Annotated in this window: 11 protein-coding genes and 3 pseudogenes; 7 read left to right on the top strand and 7 right to left on the bottom strand. The window is 67.9% G+C overall.

Annotation, left to right across the window (positions count from 1 at the left end):
* Positions 1–16 precede the first annotated feature (16 nt).
* From OG858_RS40570 to OG858_RS40550, 5 genes and pseudogenes are all read left to right on the top strand, one after another.
* Positions 17–921: pseudogene (locus OG858_RS40570) on the top strand (IS3 family transposase); the annotation flags it as partial.
* A gap of 97 nt (positions 922–1,018) precedes the next feature.
* Positions 1,019–2,371 carry an IS30 family transposase gene (locus OG858_RS40565; RefSeq protein WP_327745805.1) on the top strand — a complete coding sequence of 451 codons (1,353 nt, stop codon included), beginning with the start codon at positions 1,019–1,021 and terminating at the stop codon, positions 2,369–2,371.
* 7 nt (positions 2,372–2,378) lie between these two features.
* Positions 2,379–2,678, top strand: a pseudogene (locus OG858_RS40560) (transposase); the annotation flags it as partial.
* A 47-nt stretch (positions 2,679–2,725) separates the two neighbouring features.
* Positions 2,726–3,265, top strand: a pseudogene (locus OG858_RS40555) (IS701 family transposase); the annotation flags it as partial.
* A 249-nt stretch (positions 3,266–3,514) separates the two neighbouring features.
* A complete protein-coding gene (locus tag OG858_RS40550; protein ID WP_327725622.1) occupies positions 3,515–4,258 on the top strand; it encodes a transposase family protein in 744 nt (247 codons plus the stop codon).
* Between the two features lie 299 nt (positions 4,259–4,557).
* Here OG858_RS40550 and OG858_RS40545 read toward each other — a convergent pair whose 3' ends face one another.
* The 7 genes from OG858_RS40545 to OG858_RS40515 all read right to left on the bottom strand — a co-directional run bounded on the left by OG858_RS40545 (position 4,558) and on the right by OG858_RS40515 (position 14,080).
* A complete protein-coding gene (locus OG858_RS40545; protein ID WP_327725621.1) occupies positions 4,558–5,040 on the bottom strand; it encodes a DUF6644 family protein in 483 nt (160 codons plus the stop codon).
* Positions 5,041–5,051: 11 nt separating this feature from the next.
* Positions 5,052–5,771, bottom strand: a complete 720-nt coding sequence (locus tag OG858_RS40540) for a DUF6152 family protein (RefSeq protein WP_327725620.1) — start codon at positions 5,769–5,771, stop codon at positions 5,052–5,054.
* Positions 5,772–6,152: 381 nt separating this feature from the next.
* The gene (locus tag OG858_RS40535) at positions 6,153–7,079 is read right to left on the bottom strand and encodes an SMP-30/gluconolactonase/LRE family protein (RefSeq protein ID WP_327725619.1); all 927 of its coding nucleotides are present in this window, start codon (positions 7,077–7,079) and stop codon (positions 6,153–6,155) included.
* A gap of 30 nt (positions 7,080–7,109) precedes the next feature.
* Entirely contained in the window at positions 7,110–9,647 is a 2,538-nt protein-coding gene (locus tag OG858_RS40530) for an ATP-binding cassette domain-containing protein (RefSeq protein ID WP_327725618.1), read from the bottom strand.
* 103 nt (positions 9,648–9,750) lie between these two features.
* Positions 9,751–11,031, bottom strand: a complete 1,281-nt coding sequence (locus tag OG858_RS40525; protein ID WP_220645700.1) for a substrate-binding domain-containing protein — start codon at positions 11,029–11,031, stop codon at positions 9,751–9,753.
* Positions 11,032–11,089: 58 nt separating this feature from the next.
* Positions 11,090–12,181, bottom strand: coding sequence for an ABC transporter permease (locus tag OG858_RS40520; RefSeq protein ID WP_327726128.1), 1,092 nt, complete (start codon positions 12,179–12,181; stop codon positions 11,090–11,092).
* Between the two features lie 597 nt (positions 12,182–12,778).
* Positions 12,779–14,080, bottom strand: coding sequence for a CoA transferase (locus OG858_RS40515; protein ID WP_327725617.1), 1,302 nt, complete (start codon positions 14,078–14,080; stop codon positions 12,779–12,781).
* A 266-nt stretch (positions 14,081–14,346) separates the two neighbouring features.
* On the opposite strand from OG858_RS40515, the gene OG858_RS40510 reads away from it, so the two are divergent.
* Together OG858_RS40510 and OG858_RS40505 are read left to right on the top strand one after the other, a co-directional pair.
* Entirely contained in the window at positions 14,347–15,219 is an 873-nt protein-coding gene (locus OG858_RS40510; RefSeq protein ID WP_327725616.1) for a hypothetical protein, read from the top strand.
* On the top strand, positions 15,216–16,043 hold the full coding sequence (locus tag OG858_RS40505; RefSeq protein WP_327725615.1) for an HpcH/HpaI aldolase/citrate lyase family protein: 828 nt from the start codon (positions 15,216–15,218) through the stop codon (positions 16,041–16,043). The genes OG858_RS40510 and OG858_RS40505 overlap by 4 nt, the downstream gene beginning before the upstream one ends.
* Positions 16,044–16,329 lie beyond the last annotated feature (286 nt).

Raw genomic sequence — 16,329 nt, 5'->3', positions numbered from 1 at the left:
TGAGAACGGACATCTCGTGGTCATGAAGCACTACCCCGCCGAGTTCAAAGCGGACGCGGTCGCGCTGTATCAATCGCGCCCTGGAGCGACGATCAGGCAGGTCGCCGCCGATCTGGGAGTCAACCCGGAGACGCTCCGGAACTGGGTACGGGCGGCCGGGGCAAACCGGCCCCGAGGGCGTCGGGCAGAGGCACCGGCGGAGCCGCCTACGCCGCTGGAGGCGGAGAACGCGGCCCTGCGCAAGAAGGTCCGCGAGCTGGAGGAGGAACGCGAGATCCTGCGCAAGGCGGCCAAGTATTTCGCCGGGGAGACGCGCTGGTGAACCGCTTCCAGTTCGTCGCCGACCACCAGCGCCGCTTCGGCGTGAAGCGGCTGTGCACCATCCTCAACGTCGCCCGATCGAGCTTCTACTACTGGCGCAACGCCGCGGCCGCGCGGGCGGCGCGCCGGGCAGCCGACGCCCAACTCGCCGCGCGGATACGCACGGTCCACCACAGCTCGGACGGCACCTACGGCGTTCCGAGGATCACCGCCGAGCTCCGCGAGGACGGCGAGCGGATCAATCACAAGCGTGTCGCCCGCGTCATGCAGGCCATCGGAATCGCCGGACTGCGGCTGCGCAGGAAGCACCGCACCACCATCGCGGACCCGGCTGCCGCGAAGGCATCCGACCTCATCGGCCGCGACTTCACCGCCGCGGTGGTGAACACGAAGTACGTCGGCGACATCACCTATCTCCCGCTGACCGGCGGGAAGTTCCTGTATCTGGCCACGGTCATCGACCTCGCCTCCCGGCGCCTGGCCGGCTGGGCGATCGCCGGCCACATGCGCGCCGGACTGGTCATCGACGCCCTGGCCGCCGCCGAGCGGTGCCGCGGCAGCCTCGCCGGCGCCGTCATGCACACCGACCACGGTTCCCAGGGCGGATTCAAGTGGTCGTTGCAACACCTCGTCATTGGAGGTGTTGCTGGTGGGTGTGGGGAAGCGGCAGCAGGCTGTTCGGTTGTATCGCGGGCAGATGCCCTCGCCGGGCCGGCCGACGGTCGCGTGGCGTGAGGATCGTGTCCGGTTCTGGCAGGCGATCGCGCGGGGGCTGAGTTCGGAGGACGCGGCGGCTGAGATCGGGATCTCTCCGGCCGTGGGGACTCGCTGGTTTCGCCATGCTGGCGGGGTGAGACCGTGCCTTGCCCTGAAAGTGTCGGGCCGTTATCTGTCGTTCGCGGAGCGAGAAGAGATCGCGCTGTGGCGTGCTCAGGACGTTGGGGTGCGGGAGATCGCGCGGCGCCTGGGGCGTTCGCCTTCGACGGTCTCACGGGAGGTGCGGCGCAACGCGTCCACGCGGACGTACCGCTTGGAGTACCGGGCCTCGGTGGCGCAGTGGCACGCCGAGCGTCGGGGCCGGCGGCCGAAGACGGCGAAGCTGGTCCAGAACGGTCGGCTGCGCGAATACGTCCAGGACCGGCTGTCCGGCGCCGTCCAGATCCCGGACGGGACAGTCGTTCAGGGGCCGCAGATTCCGCCGTGGAAGGGACGGAACAAACCTCACCGGCAGGATCGCCGCTGGGCGCTGTCGTGGAGTCCGGAGCAGATCGCGAACCGGCTGAAGGCCGAGTTCCCCGATGATGACTCCATGCGGATCTCGCACGAGGCGATCTATCAGGCCCTGTTCATCGAGGGGAGGGGGGCCCTGGAGCGCGAGCTGGTCGCCTGCCTGCGTACCGGCCGTGCGCTGAGGGTTCCGCGGGCACGCTCGCGGCAGCGCGCCGCAGGGCACGTCACTTCCGAGGTGATGATCAGTCAACGGCCCGCTGAGGCTGAGGACCGCGCGGTGCCGGGACACTGGGAGGGCGATCTCATCATCGGCACCGGCCGGTCCGCGATCGGCACCCTCGTGGAGCGCACGACACGGTTCACCATGCTGCTGCATCTGCCGCCGATGGACGGCTACGGCGTGCAGCCACGAGTGAAGAACGGCCCGGCCCTCGCCGGCCGCGGCGCCGAGGCCGTGAAAGACGCGATCTCCGCGACGATCACCACGCTGCCCGAGCACCTGCGCCGCTCGCTGACCTGGGACCGCGGCAAGGAGCTGGCCCAGCATGCCCAACTCCGCCTCGACATCGGGCTGCAGGTCTACTTCGCGGACCCGCACAGCCCCTGGCAACGCGGCACGAACGAGAACACCAACGGCCTGCTGCGCCAGTACTTTCCGAAGGGAACCGACCTGTCGCGATGGGGTGTCGACGAGCTGGAAGCCGTAGCTCTCACGCTCAACAACAGGCCCCGCAAAACCCTCGGATGGAAGACACCCGCCGAGGCCCTCGAAGAGCACCTAATATCGGTCCAGAAAGCCGGTGTTGCGACGACCGATTGAGTCCAAGCAGTACACGAGCCGGGCGTTCGCCGACGCCTGCCACCGGGCCGGCGTGATCCAGAGCATGAGCGCCGTCGGCAGCTCGGCGGACAACGCGCTCGCCGAGTCCTTCAACGCGACCTGCAAGCGGGAGACGCTCCAGGGCCGCAATGCCTGGGCCGACGAACGCGAAGCCCGCCTCGACCTGTTCCATTGGCTGCACCGCTACAACACCCGACGCCGCCACTCCAGCCTCGGACAACGCAGTCCCATCGCCTACGAGACAGCACTCGACACGACATCAACTACCCTGGCCCCAGCCGCATAGCCCGTGTCCAAGATTCCGGGTCAAGGCCCGGCCCCGTCGGCTGCTGGCCCCAGCCCCGTTACCGCCGGCCCGCACCCTCGGTGACAGCCCTTGCCACCGATCTTGGACAGGAAGCATTCACCTCCCTCACCTGGCGGCAGGGCTCACGCGGCGAGTTACGTTCCCGCTTCGCTGCCGTGCGCGTCCGTCCTGCCGGCAACGCCGTCGAGCGTCCGATCCGGGCCGCCGCCTCAGCCGAGCAGGGCTGGTGGGACGGCATCCTGCCCGACTGCTGGCTACTGATCGAGTGGCCCGAAGAGGCCAAGGCTCCCACCGACTACTGGCTGTCCAACCTGCCGGCCGACACCCCTGTCGTCGATCTGGTCCGTCTGGCCAAGATCCGCTGGCGCATCGAGCACGACTACCGCGAACTCAAGCACGGCCTGGGCCTGGACCACTTCGAAGGCCGGTCCTGGCCCGGCTGGCACCACCACATCACCCTCGTGACCGCAGCCCATGCCTTCCTCACCGAACAACGTCTGGCCCCAAAAGCACCCGCGCCGGGCTCACTCTCTACCAGACCCTCGACGCCCTCCAAGACGTCCTGAGGTGCTGGACCGGCATCTGCACCACCTGCCAACAGCCCCTGCCCAGCAGGACATACAGAACATCAAGATCGAGACAGACCTAACGGAGTCCTACTAGGCTCCACTCAGTAAACGATCAAGAGTGCTGTGGCACTGGCCCGTGACATGAGAACGGCCTTACGAGTTGGGTAAGTTGTGAGGCCTACCTGGGCCCGTGCGGCCTGTTCCCATCCTGCCCTGTCCGGGGTCCCGCGCGCACACTTCGGCGAGTTGCTCAAAGAACTCGCGCCCCGATGGCAGGCCGCGCGGGAGTCGGCGCTACACGAGCGGCGTGGCGGAGACCGGAGACGGGCGGCCGACGCCGGGCCCAAGCAGCGCCTGGTCTTCGTCGACCGACTTCTGGTCACGCTGGTCCACCTGCGGCTTGGGATCCCGCACGCCGCTCTAGCCGAGTTGTACGCAGTGGACCGCTCCACCGTCTCCGGAGCGATTCGCGAGGTCCGCCCGCTGCTGGCGGCCCGCGGCTTCGCCGTCCCGGACCGGCCGGGGGTGCGGCTGCGCACGCTGGAGGACCTGTTCGCCTACGCCGGCACGGAGGGCGTTGACCTGCGCATCGACGGCACCGAAGTGCAGGTCCGCCGCCCCCGCGCCCACCGCTCCGGCCGCAAGGCGTTCGTCTCCGGCAAGAAGAAGCAGAACACCATCAAGACCACCACCTTCAGTGACCCGCAGGATCGCACCCTGTTCAGCGGCGTGGTCCGGCCGGGCCGCATGCACGACCAGACCGCCGTGCGCACCGAGGGCATCGCCGAGCAGTTCCTCCGGCACCCCAAGGTCAAGGCTGTAGTCGACGAGGGCTACCGGGGCCTGGCCAACGAGTTCCCCGGCCAGGTCAGTGCCCCGCCGAAGAAGCCGAAGGACGACGCGCCGCTGGGCGAGCACCACGCCTGGCGCGAGCAGCGACGCCGCCAGTCCTCCGCGCGGATCTGTGTGGAGCACACCAATGCCGAGTAGAAGCAGTGGCGGCCCCTGCAGCGGTTCACCGGCCGCCGCGAGACCTACGCCGAGACTCACCTCGCGATCGCCACCCTGGTCTCTGACCGCTCCGCCCGGCGGGCGACCCGCCGCAAGGCGAGCACTGAGCTGGTGCTCGCCCGGCAGGCCGCCTGCTGATCACCCACCAGCCGACCCGCCAGGCCAGCACGCCCCGAACTCAATCGCTCCCAAGGCTGTAAGGCGCCATCGCGCCGATCCTGGACGAAGCGCATGTCGAATCAATCCATGCTTCCTGGCGGCTCCGTCCGCTATGGCGGTCAGGTGTAGGCCAGGAGCCTCCCCGCGATCGTGACGCCCGACCACGACGTGAGGGAGACGACCGCGGCGACCCGGGCGGCGACAGGCGTCGGCTGGTCCATGTCCCAGTCGGCCACGCCGCGGTAGGTCCGCCGATGGAAGATCAGGATGTTCAGACCTGCGAGCAGGATGAGGCCGAGCTTCCACGGAGCACTGCCACGGTCGGCGATGAGGCTCGCGCCGGGCAGGAACATGACCACGCCGGTGACTGCCGCGATCACGAAGCCGAGATGTGACATGCGGAGCAGGTAGTCGGCCGCGGTCGTCACCCGCAGAGTCCGCCGGCCGAGCCCCAGCAGCCGGAGATCGAATGCCGCGGCCGGCCCTATGAGGAGGGCGATGCCGATGATGTGGACGCTTTCGAGCATCGGGTACAGGTAGGCCGTGCCACGGACGGCCTCGGAGAACCAGTTGTCCTCCAGCCAGGAGAAGATGTTGTCCATGACTGGCGCCGTCACTCTCGGGGCGAGCGTCGTCGCAGGTAGAAGACTCCACCTGCGATAACGGCGACCAGTACGCCACCGAGCGTGGCCCACACCACGGTCGGTGACGTGCCCTCGGAGTCCGCTGCGGCCGACGGGGAATCCTGGTCGGCGTCGGCGGCAGGTGCGTCGCCTTCCGGATACGGGACCGGCAGCGGCCTCGCCGGGAGTTCCTCGTTGAGCACCTGATTGACAGGCTTCCCCTCTTCGTACCAGAACACGACCGGACGGAACTCGTCGGTGTGACTCCTGCCGACGTAACCGACGGCTTCGATCCGCTCGCCGTCTTCGAGCTCGCGGTCCAGGCCCCACATGCCCGTGAAGCTCGGTGGCGCGATGGTGACCTCCAGCTCGTCCTGAGACCCGCTGTAGGACGGTGCGGCATTGATCGGGTCGCTGTCGGCGGCGTCCCGCAGTCCCTCGGGCAGATCGCGCTCGGGGGTGTCAGCGGGGAGATCGCTGTCGATGGTCACGTTGAAGTAGGAGTGCGGCTCGCCCCAGCGGACCTGGGAGACGGTACCCGAGATGTAGTAGAGGCGATCGGTGTCGAAGTCGTCGAACCCGTGGTGCGCCTGCGCGGCACCCGCCGAGAACAAGGTGAGCATCGCTGCGGAGACCAGAGACGCTGTCGCCAGCCTGATGCGACGGGCGCCGGTGCGAGCCACGGGTGCGGCGATGTTGATGAAGTGCATACCGAGTCGATCCTTTGCGAGGGCTTGGGGTGTGCCGCAGCCAGTGAACCTCAACGAACGCCCAGCGAAGAGGGGTCAATTTCCTCCCAGGATCGGTGAGTCCCTGCCTTGGGAGGTGCGTTCAGGGCACCTTCAGTGACCGACCTGGCACTCTCGGCAATAGCCTGGTCGGATCGATCAGCTGTCGCCGACGTCATATCGGTGGCCGACCGGGCTTCCGTCCGTTCGGCAACAGCGACTCCAGCACTGCGCCCATTGTTCGTCGGTGAGATCTGTATGCACCACGAATCAAGACCCCTCACGGACAAGATCCACTTTCGACACACGCCCGGACCCGTCGCCTGGTGCGGGGCGACGCAGCACGACGCGAACTACCTGACTTCAGCCGGCCGGCTCCATCTTCCCCGTTGCCATCCCCACCGACACGCGCGTCGTCAGGATCCTCGCCTCGGTCGTGATCCGACGTTCCTCCTGGTCGAAGTCGGGCGCGGCGCAGATGAACATGGTGTGGCCGTCTTCTCCTCCGATGACGGACGAGAAGGGCATCATGCCGGGCACAATCTCATCGATCACCTCGCCCCCTTCACGCAGGCGCAGGAGTTTCTCGGAACCGAGGTCGGCGATCCACAGCGCACCCTCGGCATCGACGCACATGCCGTCAGGGCACACGAGGAACTCCGCCTGGGCCTCGGCGAACTCCGTCGTGCTGGGCAGTGGACCGAACTCGGCCCATACCCGGTGATTGACGAGCCGCCCGTCGTCGGTCAGGTCGAAGGCGGAGATGCGGTTCCCGAAGGTTTCGTTGACGATGAAGACGTTGTCTTCGGTGAGTACGCAGCCGTTCGGGAACCAGAGGTCGGTGGCGACCTCGGTGATCCGGCCGTCCGGGTCGATCCGGTGGAGGGAGCCCGGCGCCATCGGGGCCCGGTTGTCCAGGTCGAACCCGAAGTCGCCGACATAGGCCCGGCCGTGCCGGTCGACGATGACTTCGTTGCAGAAGCCGTTGACATGACCGCTCAGGTCCGCGTGCACCGCCATGCTGCCGTCGGCCTCGCGACGCAACAACGTGCGATCTTGCATCGACGCCACGAGCAGTCTGCCGTCCGGCAGCCAGGCCAGTCCGGACGGCTGTGCGGGAACGATCGCCTCGACGCGAAGGTCGGAGCCGTCTCCCCTGGCCGACATGACGCTGCATGTGTGCAGCTCGGAGAACCAGACCCGGTTCTCGTGCCAGCGGGGCGCCTCCACGAAGGTCCGCCCGGGGATCAGCGTGTTGATCTCGTAGGTCACCGTTGTTCTCCAGTGCACGTTGTGCTCCAGTGCGAGCGCAATGGGTTGTCAGGCTGTGCGGATGCCGCGGTTACGGGCACGCTCGAGCGACGCGTAGGCCCCGACGGCCACCAGCAGAATGCCCCCGTAAAGGATCTGCTGCCAGGCATCCGGGATGTGCAGCAGCGGTGTGACGTTGTTCAGCAGGCCCAGGAACAGCGCCCCGAGCATGGCACCGATGAACGAGCCGCGGCCACCACTGAGCACCGCTCCGCCGAGGAACACGGCGGCGAAGCAGGGAAGGGTGTAACCGGCGCCGACCGCGTTCGACCCCAAGCCGGTCTGGCTGGCGAGGAAGACGCCACCGATTACGGCGCCGAGGGCGCAGAGGATCAGGCTGAGCACGCGTACCCGGACGACGCGTGTCCCCACGCGACGAGCGGATTCGCCGTGGAATCCCACAGCGCGCAGGGCGAGCCCTCCGCGGCTTCGACGGAGCCAGAACTCCGTGGCGACCGCGATGACCACCAGCATGATGAACGCGGCCGGAACAAAGCCAATGCCCTGAGCGACGAGTGTGACGAGTTCCGGGGCGATCGCGCCCTCCGGTTGCGGACGCAGGACGATCGCGATGCCCTGAACGATGCCCATGGTCGCCACCGTCGCGACGATCGGTGTCACTTTGAGAACTTCGATCAGTAGGACGTTGAACAGGCCGATTGCCAGGACTTCCACTGTCAGCAGGCCCAGCGTGGAGAGAACCGATGACATCCCGAGGTCGGGCAATGTCATGGAGACCAGGACGACCGTCAGGCTCATCGTCGAACCGATGGAGATGTCGAGCAGGCCGGTGAACATCACGAACTGTTGACCGATCGCGACGAAGGCCAGCGGCAACGTGAGGATCAGCAGGTTCGCCAGGTTCGTCTTCGTCCAGAACACGTCGGACTGCGTGCCGGTGTAGAGCGCGACCATGGTGATCAGCAGCAGCAGGATGGCGATGGGCAGGTGCGCGGACACACGGCCAACCAGTCGGCGCAGCAGTCCCTGCCCCTGGATCAGAGCGGGGCCCTGTTCTTCGGCCACATCGGTCGCGCTGACGAAGCCACGCACGATCTCGGTCTCGGTCGTCGGCGCACTGAGCTCCTCGACGACCCGTCCGCGCGACATGACGTACACGCGGTCGCAGAGCCCCGCGAGTTCAGCCGAGTCGGAGGAGTTCACAAGGACCGCGATGCCCTCGTCGGCAGCGGATGCGAGGACGCGGTAGATGTCCATACGGGCCCGCGCGTCGACGCCCTGCGTGGGCTCGTCGACGATGAGCACCTTCGGCTGACGCAGCGCGGGCCTGGCGAGCACGGACTTCTGCTGGTTGCCGCCCGACAACCCGCTGACGGGTTGATACGGCGACGCCGCGACGATGCCCAGATCACGTTTCGCCTGCCGGAAGGCAGGCAGCAACCGTCGACTGAGCGACAACCCGGCCGGCCCTGCATCGGGGCCCAGCTGGATCGTGGCGTTGTCCATGACCGACATTGACTCGAAGACCGATTCGGCCGCCCGGTCGCCGCTCTGGAAGCTGATGCCGGCGTCGAGCGCGGTCGCCGGCGTGACACGGCGCAGCTTCTTGTCATCGACGCTGCTCGATCCGCCGGTCCGGTCGATGCCGATGATGCCGCGCAGCAGCGCTCGCTGGCCGTTGCCCTCGGCCCCGGCGACACCGACGATCTCGCCCGCACGCACGTTGATCGACACCGGCCCGAACCCGTGACCGGAGAGCTCTTGGACATCCAGCCGGACGGGCGACGAAGACGGCGGTGTACGCGTGGGGAACTCGAGTTCGGTCGGCGCGCCGACCATGAGCTCGACGATCTCGTCGACGTTCCAGTCCCGCGAAGCGTGCGTACCCTGGATGACGCCGTCGCGCAGCACCGTAACACGGTCGGCGAGGCGCTTGACCTCGGCCAGTCGGTGGCTCACGTACACGATGGCGGTGCCCTCGTCGCGGGCCTGCTTGATGAGGTCGCTGAGCTGTTCCGCCAGACGCATGTCGAGCGCGGCGGTGGGCTCGTCGAGCATCAGCACGCGGGGGCGGTGGGCCATCGCTCTCGCCACTTCGAGCAACTGGCGGGCGCCCGGGCCGAGAGCGGAGACCAGGTCCGTGGGCCTGAACGGTAGGTTGAACCGGGCGAGCATCTGGTCCAGGTCGGGCGGCCGCGACTCGCCGACGGCGTTGAAGCTGAGGGTGATGTTGTCGGCCACGCTCAGCTCGGGAACCAGTGAAGTGTCTTGGTAGGCGGTGATGAGCCCCAGGCGCCGGGCCCGCTGCACACCGCCGGCACCGAGTTCCTCGCCGCCGATGAGGACGGTGCCCTCGTCCGCGCCCAGGACACCCGACGCGATCTTGATCAGGGTCGACTTCCCGGAGCCGTTCTCGCCGACCAGGGCGTGGACCTCGCCCGGCCGGCAGTCGAAGTCGACGTCGGACAATGCGCGAACGCCGGGAAACGACTTCGTGACCCCGGTGAGGGTGACAGCGGGAACGCTGCGCTCCCCGTCCGTGGTGCCGGGGGTCCTGTCCTCGGCGAGATCGTCTGTACGCGGCATGATCTTCTCCATCAAGGATTCCTCCGCTGGCTGATTCGATGCTTCGGTTCTGGCCGGACCGGGCGAGGCCCGGTCCGGCCAGAACCACCAGGTCGTTCAGGAATCACGAACCTGCCGCAAGAACCGCGGCCGCCTGCTTGGCATTGAAGAGGGTGGGCACCGGTGCGTTCGCTGGCATCGCCGGGTCGTAGGTCGGCATCACCTCGCTGATGTCGACCATCGGGTACGGAATCGACACCTCGTGGTCGACCTTCTGGCCCTGCTTGGCCATGATTCCGGCGGTGACACCGATGCGGCCGTACCACACACGGCTGTTGGCGACGAACGCGGTTGCCTTGACGCCGTCCTCCTGCGCCTGCTTGAACTGCTTGAGGAAGGCGTAGTTCACGACGTCCGACATCAGAATCGGCGGCGTACGGTCGGCCTTGAGGTACGGGGCCATGAAGTATTCCAGGGTGTAGTCGTAGGCCACCGCCTCCGGGTCCCTGCCGGAGGCGTACAGGGAGTTACCCGCCTGCGTCATGCCCTGAGGTGTCCACTGGGTGAATCCCTCGATCGACTTGCGCCAGCCCGCGTCCTTCAGGCCCTTCTGGAGGCACGGCTGCCATGCGGCCGCGCTGGCGTTGCCGGGAACACCGGTGTAGAGACCGTAGCTGCCGGGCTTGCCGACCATCTGGGCCACTTGCTTCGCACCGTCGGTGTAGGCACCGCAGAGGTCGGCGGGCGCGTAGACGTCCACCGCCTTCGCGACCGCGTCCGGAACCGGTGTCTCCACCTGAACGACGGTGATGCCGGCCGCCTTGGCCTGCTGCACCACGGGCAGCACGGCGGCTCCCCAGATCGTGTCCATCACGATGATGTCGGGCCGCTGGGCGATCATGCTCTTGAAGTTCGCCAGGTAGCTGGCGACATCGGACCCCAGGCTGTAGATGACCCTCGAGACCTGACCCGAGGAGATCGCCTGGGCGGTGAGTTCGGCGCGGAAGGTCTGGCGCCACGGATTGATGTTGTCGTTGGGGAAGCCGATCGTGAGCGAGCCTGTGCCGGTCTCACAGACGTTCTTCGTCAGACACTCCTGGAGCTTGGACTCCATCTTCGGCGTGAACTTGACGGCGGCCGTCTTCATGGCCTCCTGGACCACCGGGTCCATGGTTTCCAGCGGAATGTCCTTCAGGAACATGCGCTTGACGGTCGTGGCGACTGCCTTCTCGTCGACCGGCGCGGAGGACCCTGCGGACGCGTCCGCCGAGCCCGCGTTGTTCGCGGAGTTGCTCGCTGTCGTGCTGGAACAGGCGGTCAGCGCGAGTATCGCGGCGACTGTGGTGATGGTGAGCCTTTGGCGGGTCTTACGACTACGCACGCAGGCCTGCTTGCCCATCGTCATTGATGTGCTCCTATCGGCATGGCAGGTAACGGAGATGCGCGGATGACACTGCTTGGGGTCAGCCGCCGGCAACGGGGCGTCCGGCCTTCTTGAAGCCACGCCTGAAGCTCGAGGCGCCGTACTGGCCAAGGGTGATGGCAGCGACGGCGACCACGAGGGCAAGTCCTTGGATCACCACGCGCGCTCCGGCCGAAAGGCCCATGATGGAGAGCGCCTGGTCGAGAAACTGGAGGAAGATTGCGGCGATCACGACGCTGGCGACGCTCGCCGGTCCTCCGGTGAAGATCACGCCCGCGATGCCCGCCGCCGTGATCGTAGCCATTTGGTACGGCGCGCCCGCGTAGACGTCCGGCGTCCCTATGTACCCGGCCAGCAGCACGCCCGCGATGCCGTAGAGCAGCCCGGCGAGGGCGTACGTCGACAGTTCGACCGCGGTGACCCGGATTCCGAGTGCGCGCGCCGACCGCCGATTGGCGCCGACGGCCGCGATACGGCGACCGAAACGGGTCTTGGTCAGGACCGCGGTGAGTATCACGGCCACGACCAGCGCGAACAGGAAGCCGGCATTGACGCCGAAGAACGTCTTCTGCGCGATCTCCTGGAGGGACTGTGGCGCCTGCCCCGAAACGGACAGCGACACGCTCGTCCACAGCGTGATCCCACCGGAGATCATGCCGAACGTCGCCAGAGTGACGATCAGTGCGTTGAGCCGGAAAACGGCGATGAGCACTCCGTTGACCACACTGAACACGACCGGGACCACCAACGCGAAGGCGATCACCGTCGGCACGCTCGCCCCTGGGCCGCCATAGTGCACGATCATGCCGGCCGCTACGGACATAATGGCCGAGACCGACAGATCGATCGATCCCAGCATGATGATCAGCATCTGCCCTATCGCGGCGATCGCCAGCACACCGGCGAGTGCGGTGACCATTTCGAGCGACGCGCTACTGAGCGTCCGCGGCGCCGCGAAGAGCACCACCGCGGCGAGCATCAGGAACGCGGCCCAGCTGGCCCGGTAGCGAGCGGGCCAGCGATATTTCAGGTCTGTGAGCCGGCCCGCACGCTCAGCCGCAGCCACAGCCGCGGCATCGGCAGAGGGGGCGTCCACGGCCACCCTCGGCAGATCCCAGCGCGTTACCTTCATCAGCACACCGCCTCATTGCAGAGCGCCTGGCGCGACTTCTACCAAGCGAGCTAATGTCAGACTGCATTCAAAGCTGCCTAACAACTGTCCGTCAAGAGCCCTGGCAGCGACATTCGGGTCGTTGCCACCTCGTGATGGGCGCGTCTGCCTCGACGTCATCGCCGACCGCCGCATCGCTCCCGGCTGTCACGGGAGTGCCCACCGCCACGGGCCGTCCGAACAGCGGCTGACGACCACGGGGGGATCTGTGACCAGCGGAGCGGCCGGCCAGTTGCGGGCGCCGGCGATGCTGCTGCACAAGATCGCGTCGAGGGCAGGTGCGGCCGGTTGGCGACACCGGTGCGGCGTGGTCGTATACACAGCCCCGACGGGGGGCGATCCAGCCGAGCACTCAGGAAGGCGCCCCAGACACGACCGTCGCAGACCCTCCGTCCACCATGCCAGTCCGTAACCCGTCGCTGTAGATATGTCGATCAAGGCCGACGGAAGACCACAAAGGCCCGCCCTTCTACCGGCACGCACCAGAGGGGACCTGCCGGGCGGCGTGGCCCAGCAACGCCAACCCGCGTCGCCACCGGAGAGCGAGTTCCGGGGAGGTCACGCCCGCGCGGGCAGACTGGGCCGTCGCGGCGCGCCTGGGGGAAGCTCCGGGCTGGACGGCCGTCGACTTCGCCGGCTGCCGTCGCCGCCTACACGGACGACACCCTCGTCCCGCAGTCGGCCGATCTCCTCGCTCGAGAGGCCGAGGAGGTCGGACAGCACGTCCTCGGTGTGTTCGCCGAGACGTGGCGCCGGCACGGGAGCCGCCCCGGTGCCGGCCCACCGCAGCGGTCGGCCGGTGGCCAGCAGAGGGCCGATCCCAGGTTGGTCCATCTCCGCCGCCACCGACGTCTCGTCAGCGCGTGCGGCGCGAGCCGCTTCGGCCATGTCCAGGTACGGACTCCACAGGACCTTCGCGCGCTCGAGCAGTTCGCGCACCGCGCCGAAGTCCCGCTGGGCGAACCATGGCCTCAGTACGGCGGCGATCGTCTCACGCAGCCGATACCTGTCGCCCTCCTGGCTCAGGTCCGCGCCCAGGACCTGCTCCAGCGCGGCGAAGACCGCACCCGTCTCGGTAACGTCACGCAGCGCGCGCCATTGCCCCTCTGTCAGGGCGACCACCATCAGCCGACGGCCGTCCAAGGTCTCGAAGTCCACGCCGAAGGAGCCGTACATGTGATTTCCCTGGCGGACTCGCGGACCACCCCTCATCTCCGCTTCCGCCAGCCATCCCATGTTGCCGACGCCTGCCAACGCCACGTCCGCCAGGGCGAGTTCGATCTGAGCTCCCTGACCCTCACGCTCACGATGGAGGACAGCTGCCAGGATTCCCGAGGCCACGACCATTCCGGACAGCAGATCCCAGGCGGGCAGTACGTGATTGACCGGCTGTTCCACGCCCTGGGGACCGGTCATCTGCGGTACTCCCACTTCCGCGTTGATCGTGTAGTCGACGGCCGGGGATCCGTCACTCCTGCCCTGGAGGTGCACATGGATGACGTCCTCGCGCCGAGCACGCAGTTCGTCGTACGTCAGCCGGTGTCGGCCGACCATGTTGTCCAGGAAGATCCCCGCCCCGCGTCCGGGCGCCGTGGCGAGGGCGAGCAGCAGTTCCCGTCCCTGCTCAGTGCGGTGGTCGATCGTCACGGACCGCTTGCCCTTGTTGAGGCCGGCCCAGAACAGGCTGTCCCCGGTGGAGGAGAGCGGCCAACGAAGGAAATCGCTTCCACCGCCCGGAGGGTCGACCCGGATGACATCCGCCCCGAGCTGGGCGAGAGCCAGGCCGGCCGATGGGCCGGCCACGAAGGAAGCGCCTTCGATGATGCGCAGACCGCCGAGCGGCTGGGGTGATGGCGTCAACGTGATTCCCTTCTGCGGAACGGCGCACTGCGGGTGCTTCCACGGCCGCAAGAACCGCTGCACACCCAGGACCAGAGGGAAACCGGCCAAGAGGAATCAACCCCTGCTTCCACGCCGGGCGGGCGTTGTCACCGTGCGTCCATAAGCGCGCCTCTATTGACAATCATGTAATTGTCTTACAACTATGTCAAGGTCGTCAGCCGACGGGCCGGGCCCTTCAGCGGCGCAGCGCCCGCGTCCACCCCACCGCTCCCAAGGACGGACCGATGCAGCTCAGTACGAGTCCCCTGCAAGCGCACGTGGAGTCATGGAAGCCGGGCTCGGCCACCTGCGTGGACCCGCTGCTCCCAGGACCCGTCGCGGCGCTGGCGGCGTTGCTCGACGGACCCGAACCGGTCGCAGGCTCCGGGGCTCCTCTCCCGGCGCTATGGCACTGGCTCTACTTCTTGGACTGGCCCGCCCAGTGCGATCTCGGGCCCGACGGCCACCCGGCTCACGGCCATTTCCTGCCCCCCGTCCCCGACCGGCAGCGGATGTTCGCCGGAGGGCGCTGCACCGTCTCCGAACCCCTGCGTCTCGGAGAGCGGGCCGAGCGGGTCAGCAGCGTACACAGTGTCGAGGTCAAGCACGGCAGAACCGGCGAACTGCTCTTCGTGACCCAGCGCAACGAGTACCGGCAGGGGGGCCGGACCTGTCTCGTCGAGGAGCAGGACATTGTTTACCGGTCCGGACGCGGCCCCACCCGGAGCGCGCCCCCGGCGCTCGAAACGTCGGCGGAACCCCAGGCCGACGACGCGTGGCAGCTCTCGCTGAGGCCGGACCCGCCCCTGCTGTTCCGCTTCAGCGCGCTCACCTCCAATGCCCACCGTATCCACTACGACGCGCCCTACGCCCGGGACGTGGAGGGCTATCCGGGGCTGGTCGTCCACGGCCCTCTTCTAGTGCTGCTCATGATGGATCTCGTCCACCGCAACGCCCCGACCCGCCAGGTGCGGTCCGTGTCTTATCGCCTGCGGAGCCCGGCCTTCGCGGGCGAGCGCCTTCTCGCCGCCGGCACCCTGGCGAACGGCCGGACGGAGCTGCGTATCGCCTCTGGCCGAGAGGCCCGACATGCCACCGCCGAGGTGACGTTCGCATGATCCACGGCAGCAGGTACATCTCGTCGGCTCGTAGCTGGCTCTTCGTCCCCGGGCACCGCCCGGACCGCTTTCCCAAGGCCGCAGCCTCCGGTGCGGACCTGGTCATCATCGACCTCGAAGATGCCGTCGCGTCTGAGGACAAGGCACAGGCCCGTGCCAGCGCCGCCGACTGGCTCGCACAGGGGAACGACGCGGTCGTCCGGATCAACCCGCCGGGAACCCCGTGGTTCCAGTCCGATCTGGCGGAGGCGGCCCGCCACGGCTGCCCGGTCATGGTGCCCAAGGCAGAGGATCCGGCCGTACTCACGGAAGTCGCCGCCCGGGTCGCCGGACGCTGTGAGCTCGTTCCGCTCATCGAGACAGCGGCCGGTGTGGAGCGGGCGTGGGAGGTGTGCGCCACGGTGGGCGTCGCCCGTGCGGCCTTCGGCAACGTCGACCTCGCCGGACAGCTCGGTATCGCCTGGGACGACCACACCGCCCTCACGTACGCACGCTCCAAGCTCGTCTCGGCCTCCGCCGCAGCCGGCATCTGCCCACCGGTCGACGGGGTCACCACCACGGTGAGGGACGCCGAGGTCCTGCACAAGGACGTCATGCACGGGCGCAGCCTGGGCTTCACCGGGAAACTCTGCATCCACCCGGCCCAGGTCGAGGCGGTCGGCCGCGGATTCGCCCCGTCGGAGGCGGAGTTGGAGTGGGCGCGCACCGTCGTCGCCGCAGGGGACTCCGTCACCGCGGTCGACGGCCGGATGGTCGACAAGCCCGTCCTGGAGAGAGCCAGACGGCTTCTGGGCCAGACCCACGACTCCCACCCCGCGCCCTGATCCACTGGATTCCGTGCCTCGCCCCGCACCGCGAGGCACGGAACGCCAGGCGCGGTGGTGCGAGCCGGAGGCAGGCGCTTACTGAGGGTGACCGCCTGCCTCCGGAACCTTCCCTCCGACACTGGCACCGCATAGGTTCCCGCCCAGGACACGGCCGCTCCCCGGCGGTTCCGTACGTCACTGCGGCGATGATGAAGCCCGTCTCCCGAGTCCCCAGCAGCAAGAAGAGCGGGAACAAGAAGTGATGAAGGGTTCGTTCGGCTGGGAGAAGACGCGCTAATGGCCC

This window comes from Streptomyces europaeiscabiei (genome assembly GCF_036346855.1).
GTDB lineage: Bacteria > Actinomycetota > Actinomycetes > Streptomycetales > Streptomycetaceae > Streptomyces > Streptomyces europaeiscabiei.
Note: the sequence above shows the minus strand (reverse complement) of the source record. Positions and strands in the feature narration are given on the sequence as shown.

What these genes read in the sequence shown, in the direction of transcription:
- OG858_RS40565 (WP_327745805.1), top strand. Translation starts at nt 1,019, where the DNA reads ATGCCCTCGCCGGGCCGGCCGACGGTCGCGTGGCGTGAGGATCGTGTC.
- OG858_RS40545 (WP_327725621.1), bottom strand. Translation starts at nt 5,040, where the DNA reads ATGGACAACATCTTCTCCTGGCTGGAGGACAACTGGTTCTCCGAGGCC.
- OG858_RS40540 (WP_327725620.1), bottom strand. Translation starts at nt 5,771, where the DNA reads ATGCACTTCATCAACATCGCCGCACCCGTGGCTCGCACCGGCGCCCGT.
- OG858_RS40530 (WP_327725618.1), bottom strand. Translation starts at nt 9,647, where the DNA reads ATGCCGCGTACAGACGATCTCGCCGAGGACAGGACCCCCGGCACCACG.
- OG858_RS40525 (WP_220645700.1), bottom strand. Translation starts at nt 11,031, where the DNA reads ATGACGATGGGCAAGCAGGCCTGCGTGCGTAGTCGTAAGACCCGCCAA.
- OG858_RS40520 (WP_327726128.1), bottom strand. Translation starts at nt 12,181, where the DNA reads ATGAAGGTAACGCGCTGGGATCTGCCGAGGGTGGCCGTGGACGCCCCC.
- OG858_RS40510 (WP_327725616.1), top strand. Translation starts at nt 14,347, where the DNA reads ATGCAGCTCAGTACGAGTCCCCTGCAAGCGCACGTGGAGTCATGGAAG.
- OG858_RS40505 (WP_327725615.1), top strand. Translation starts at nt 15,216, where the DNA reads ATGATCCACGGCAGCAGGTACATCTCGTCGGCTCGTAGCTGGCTCTTC.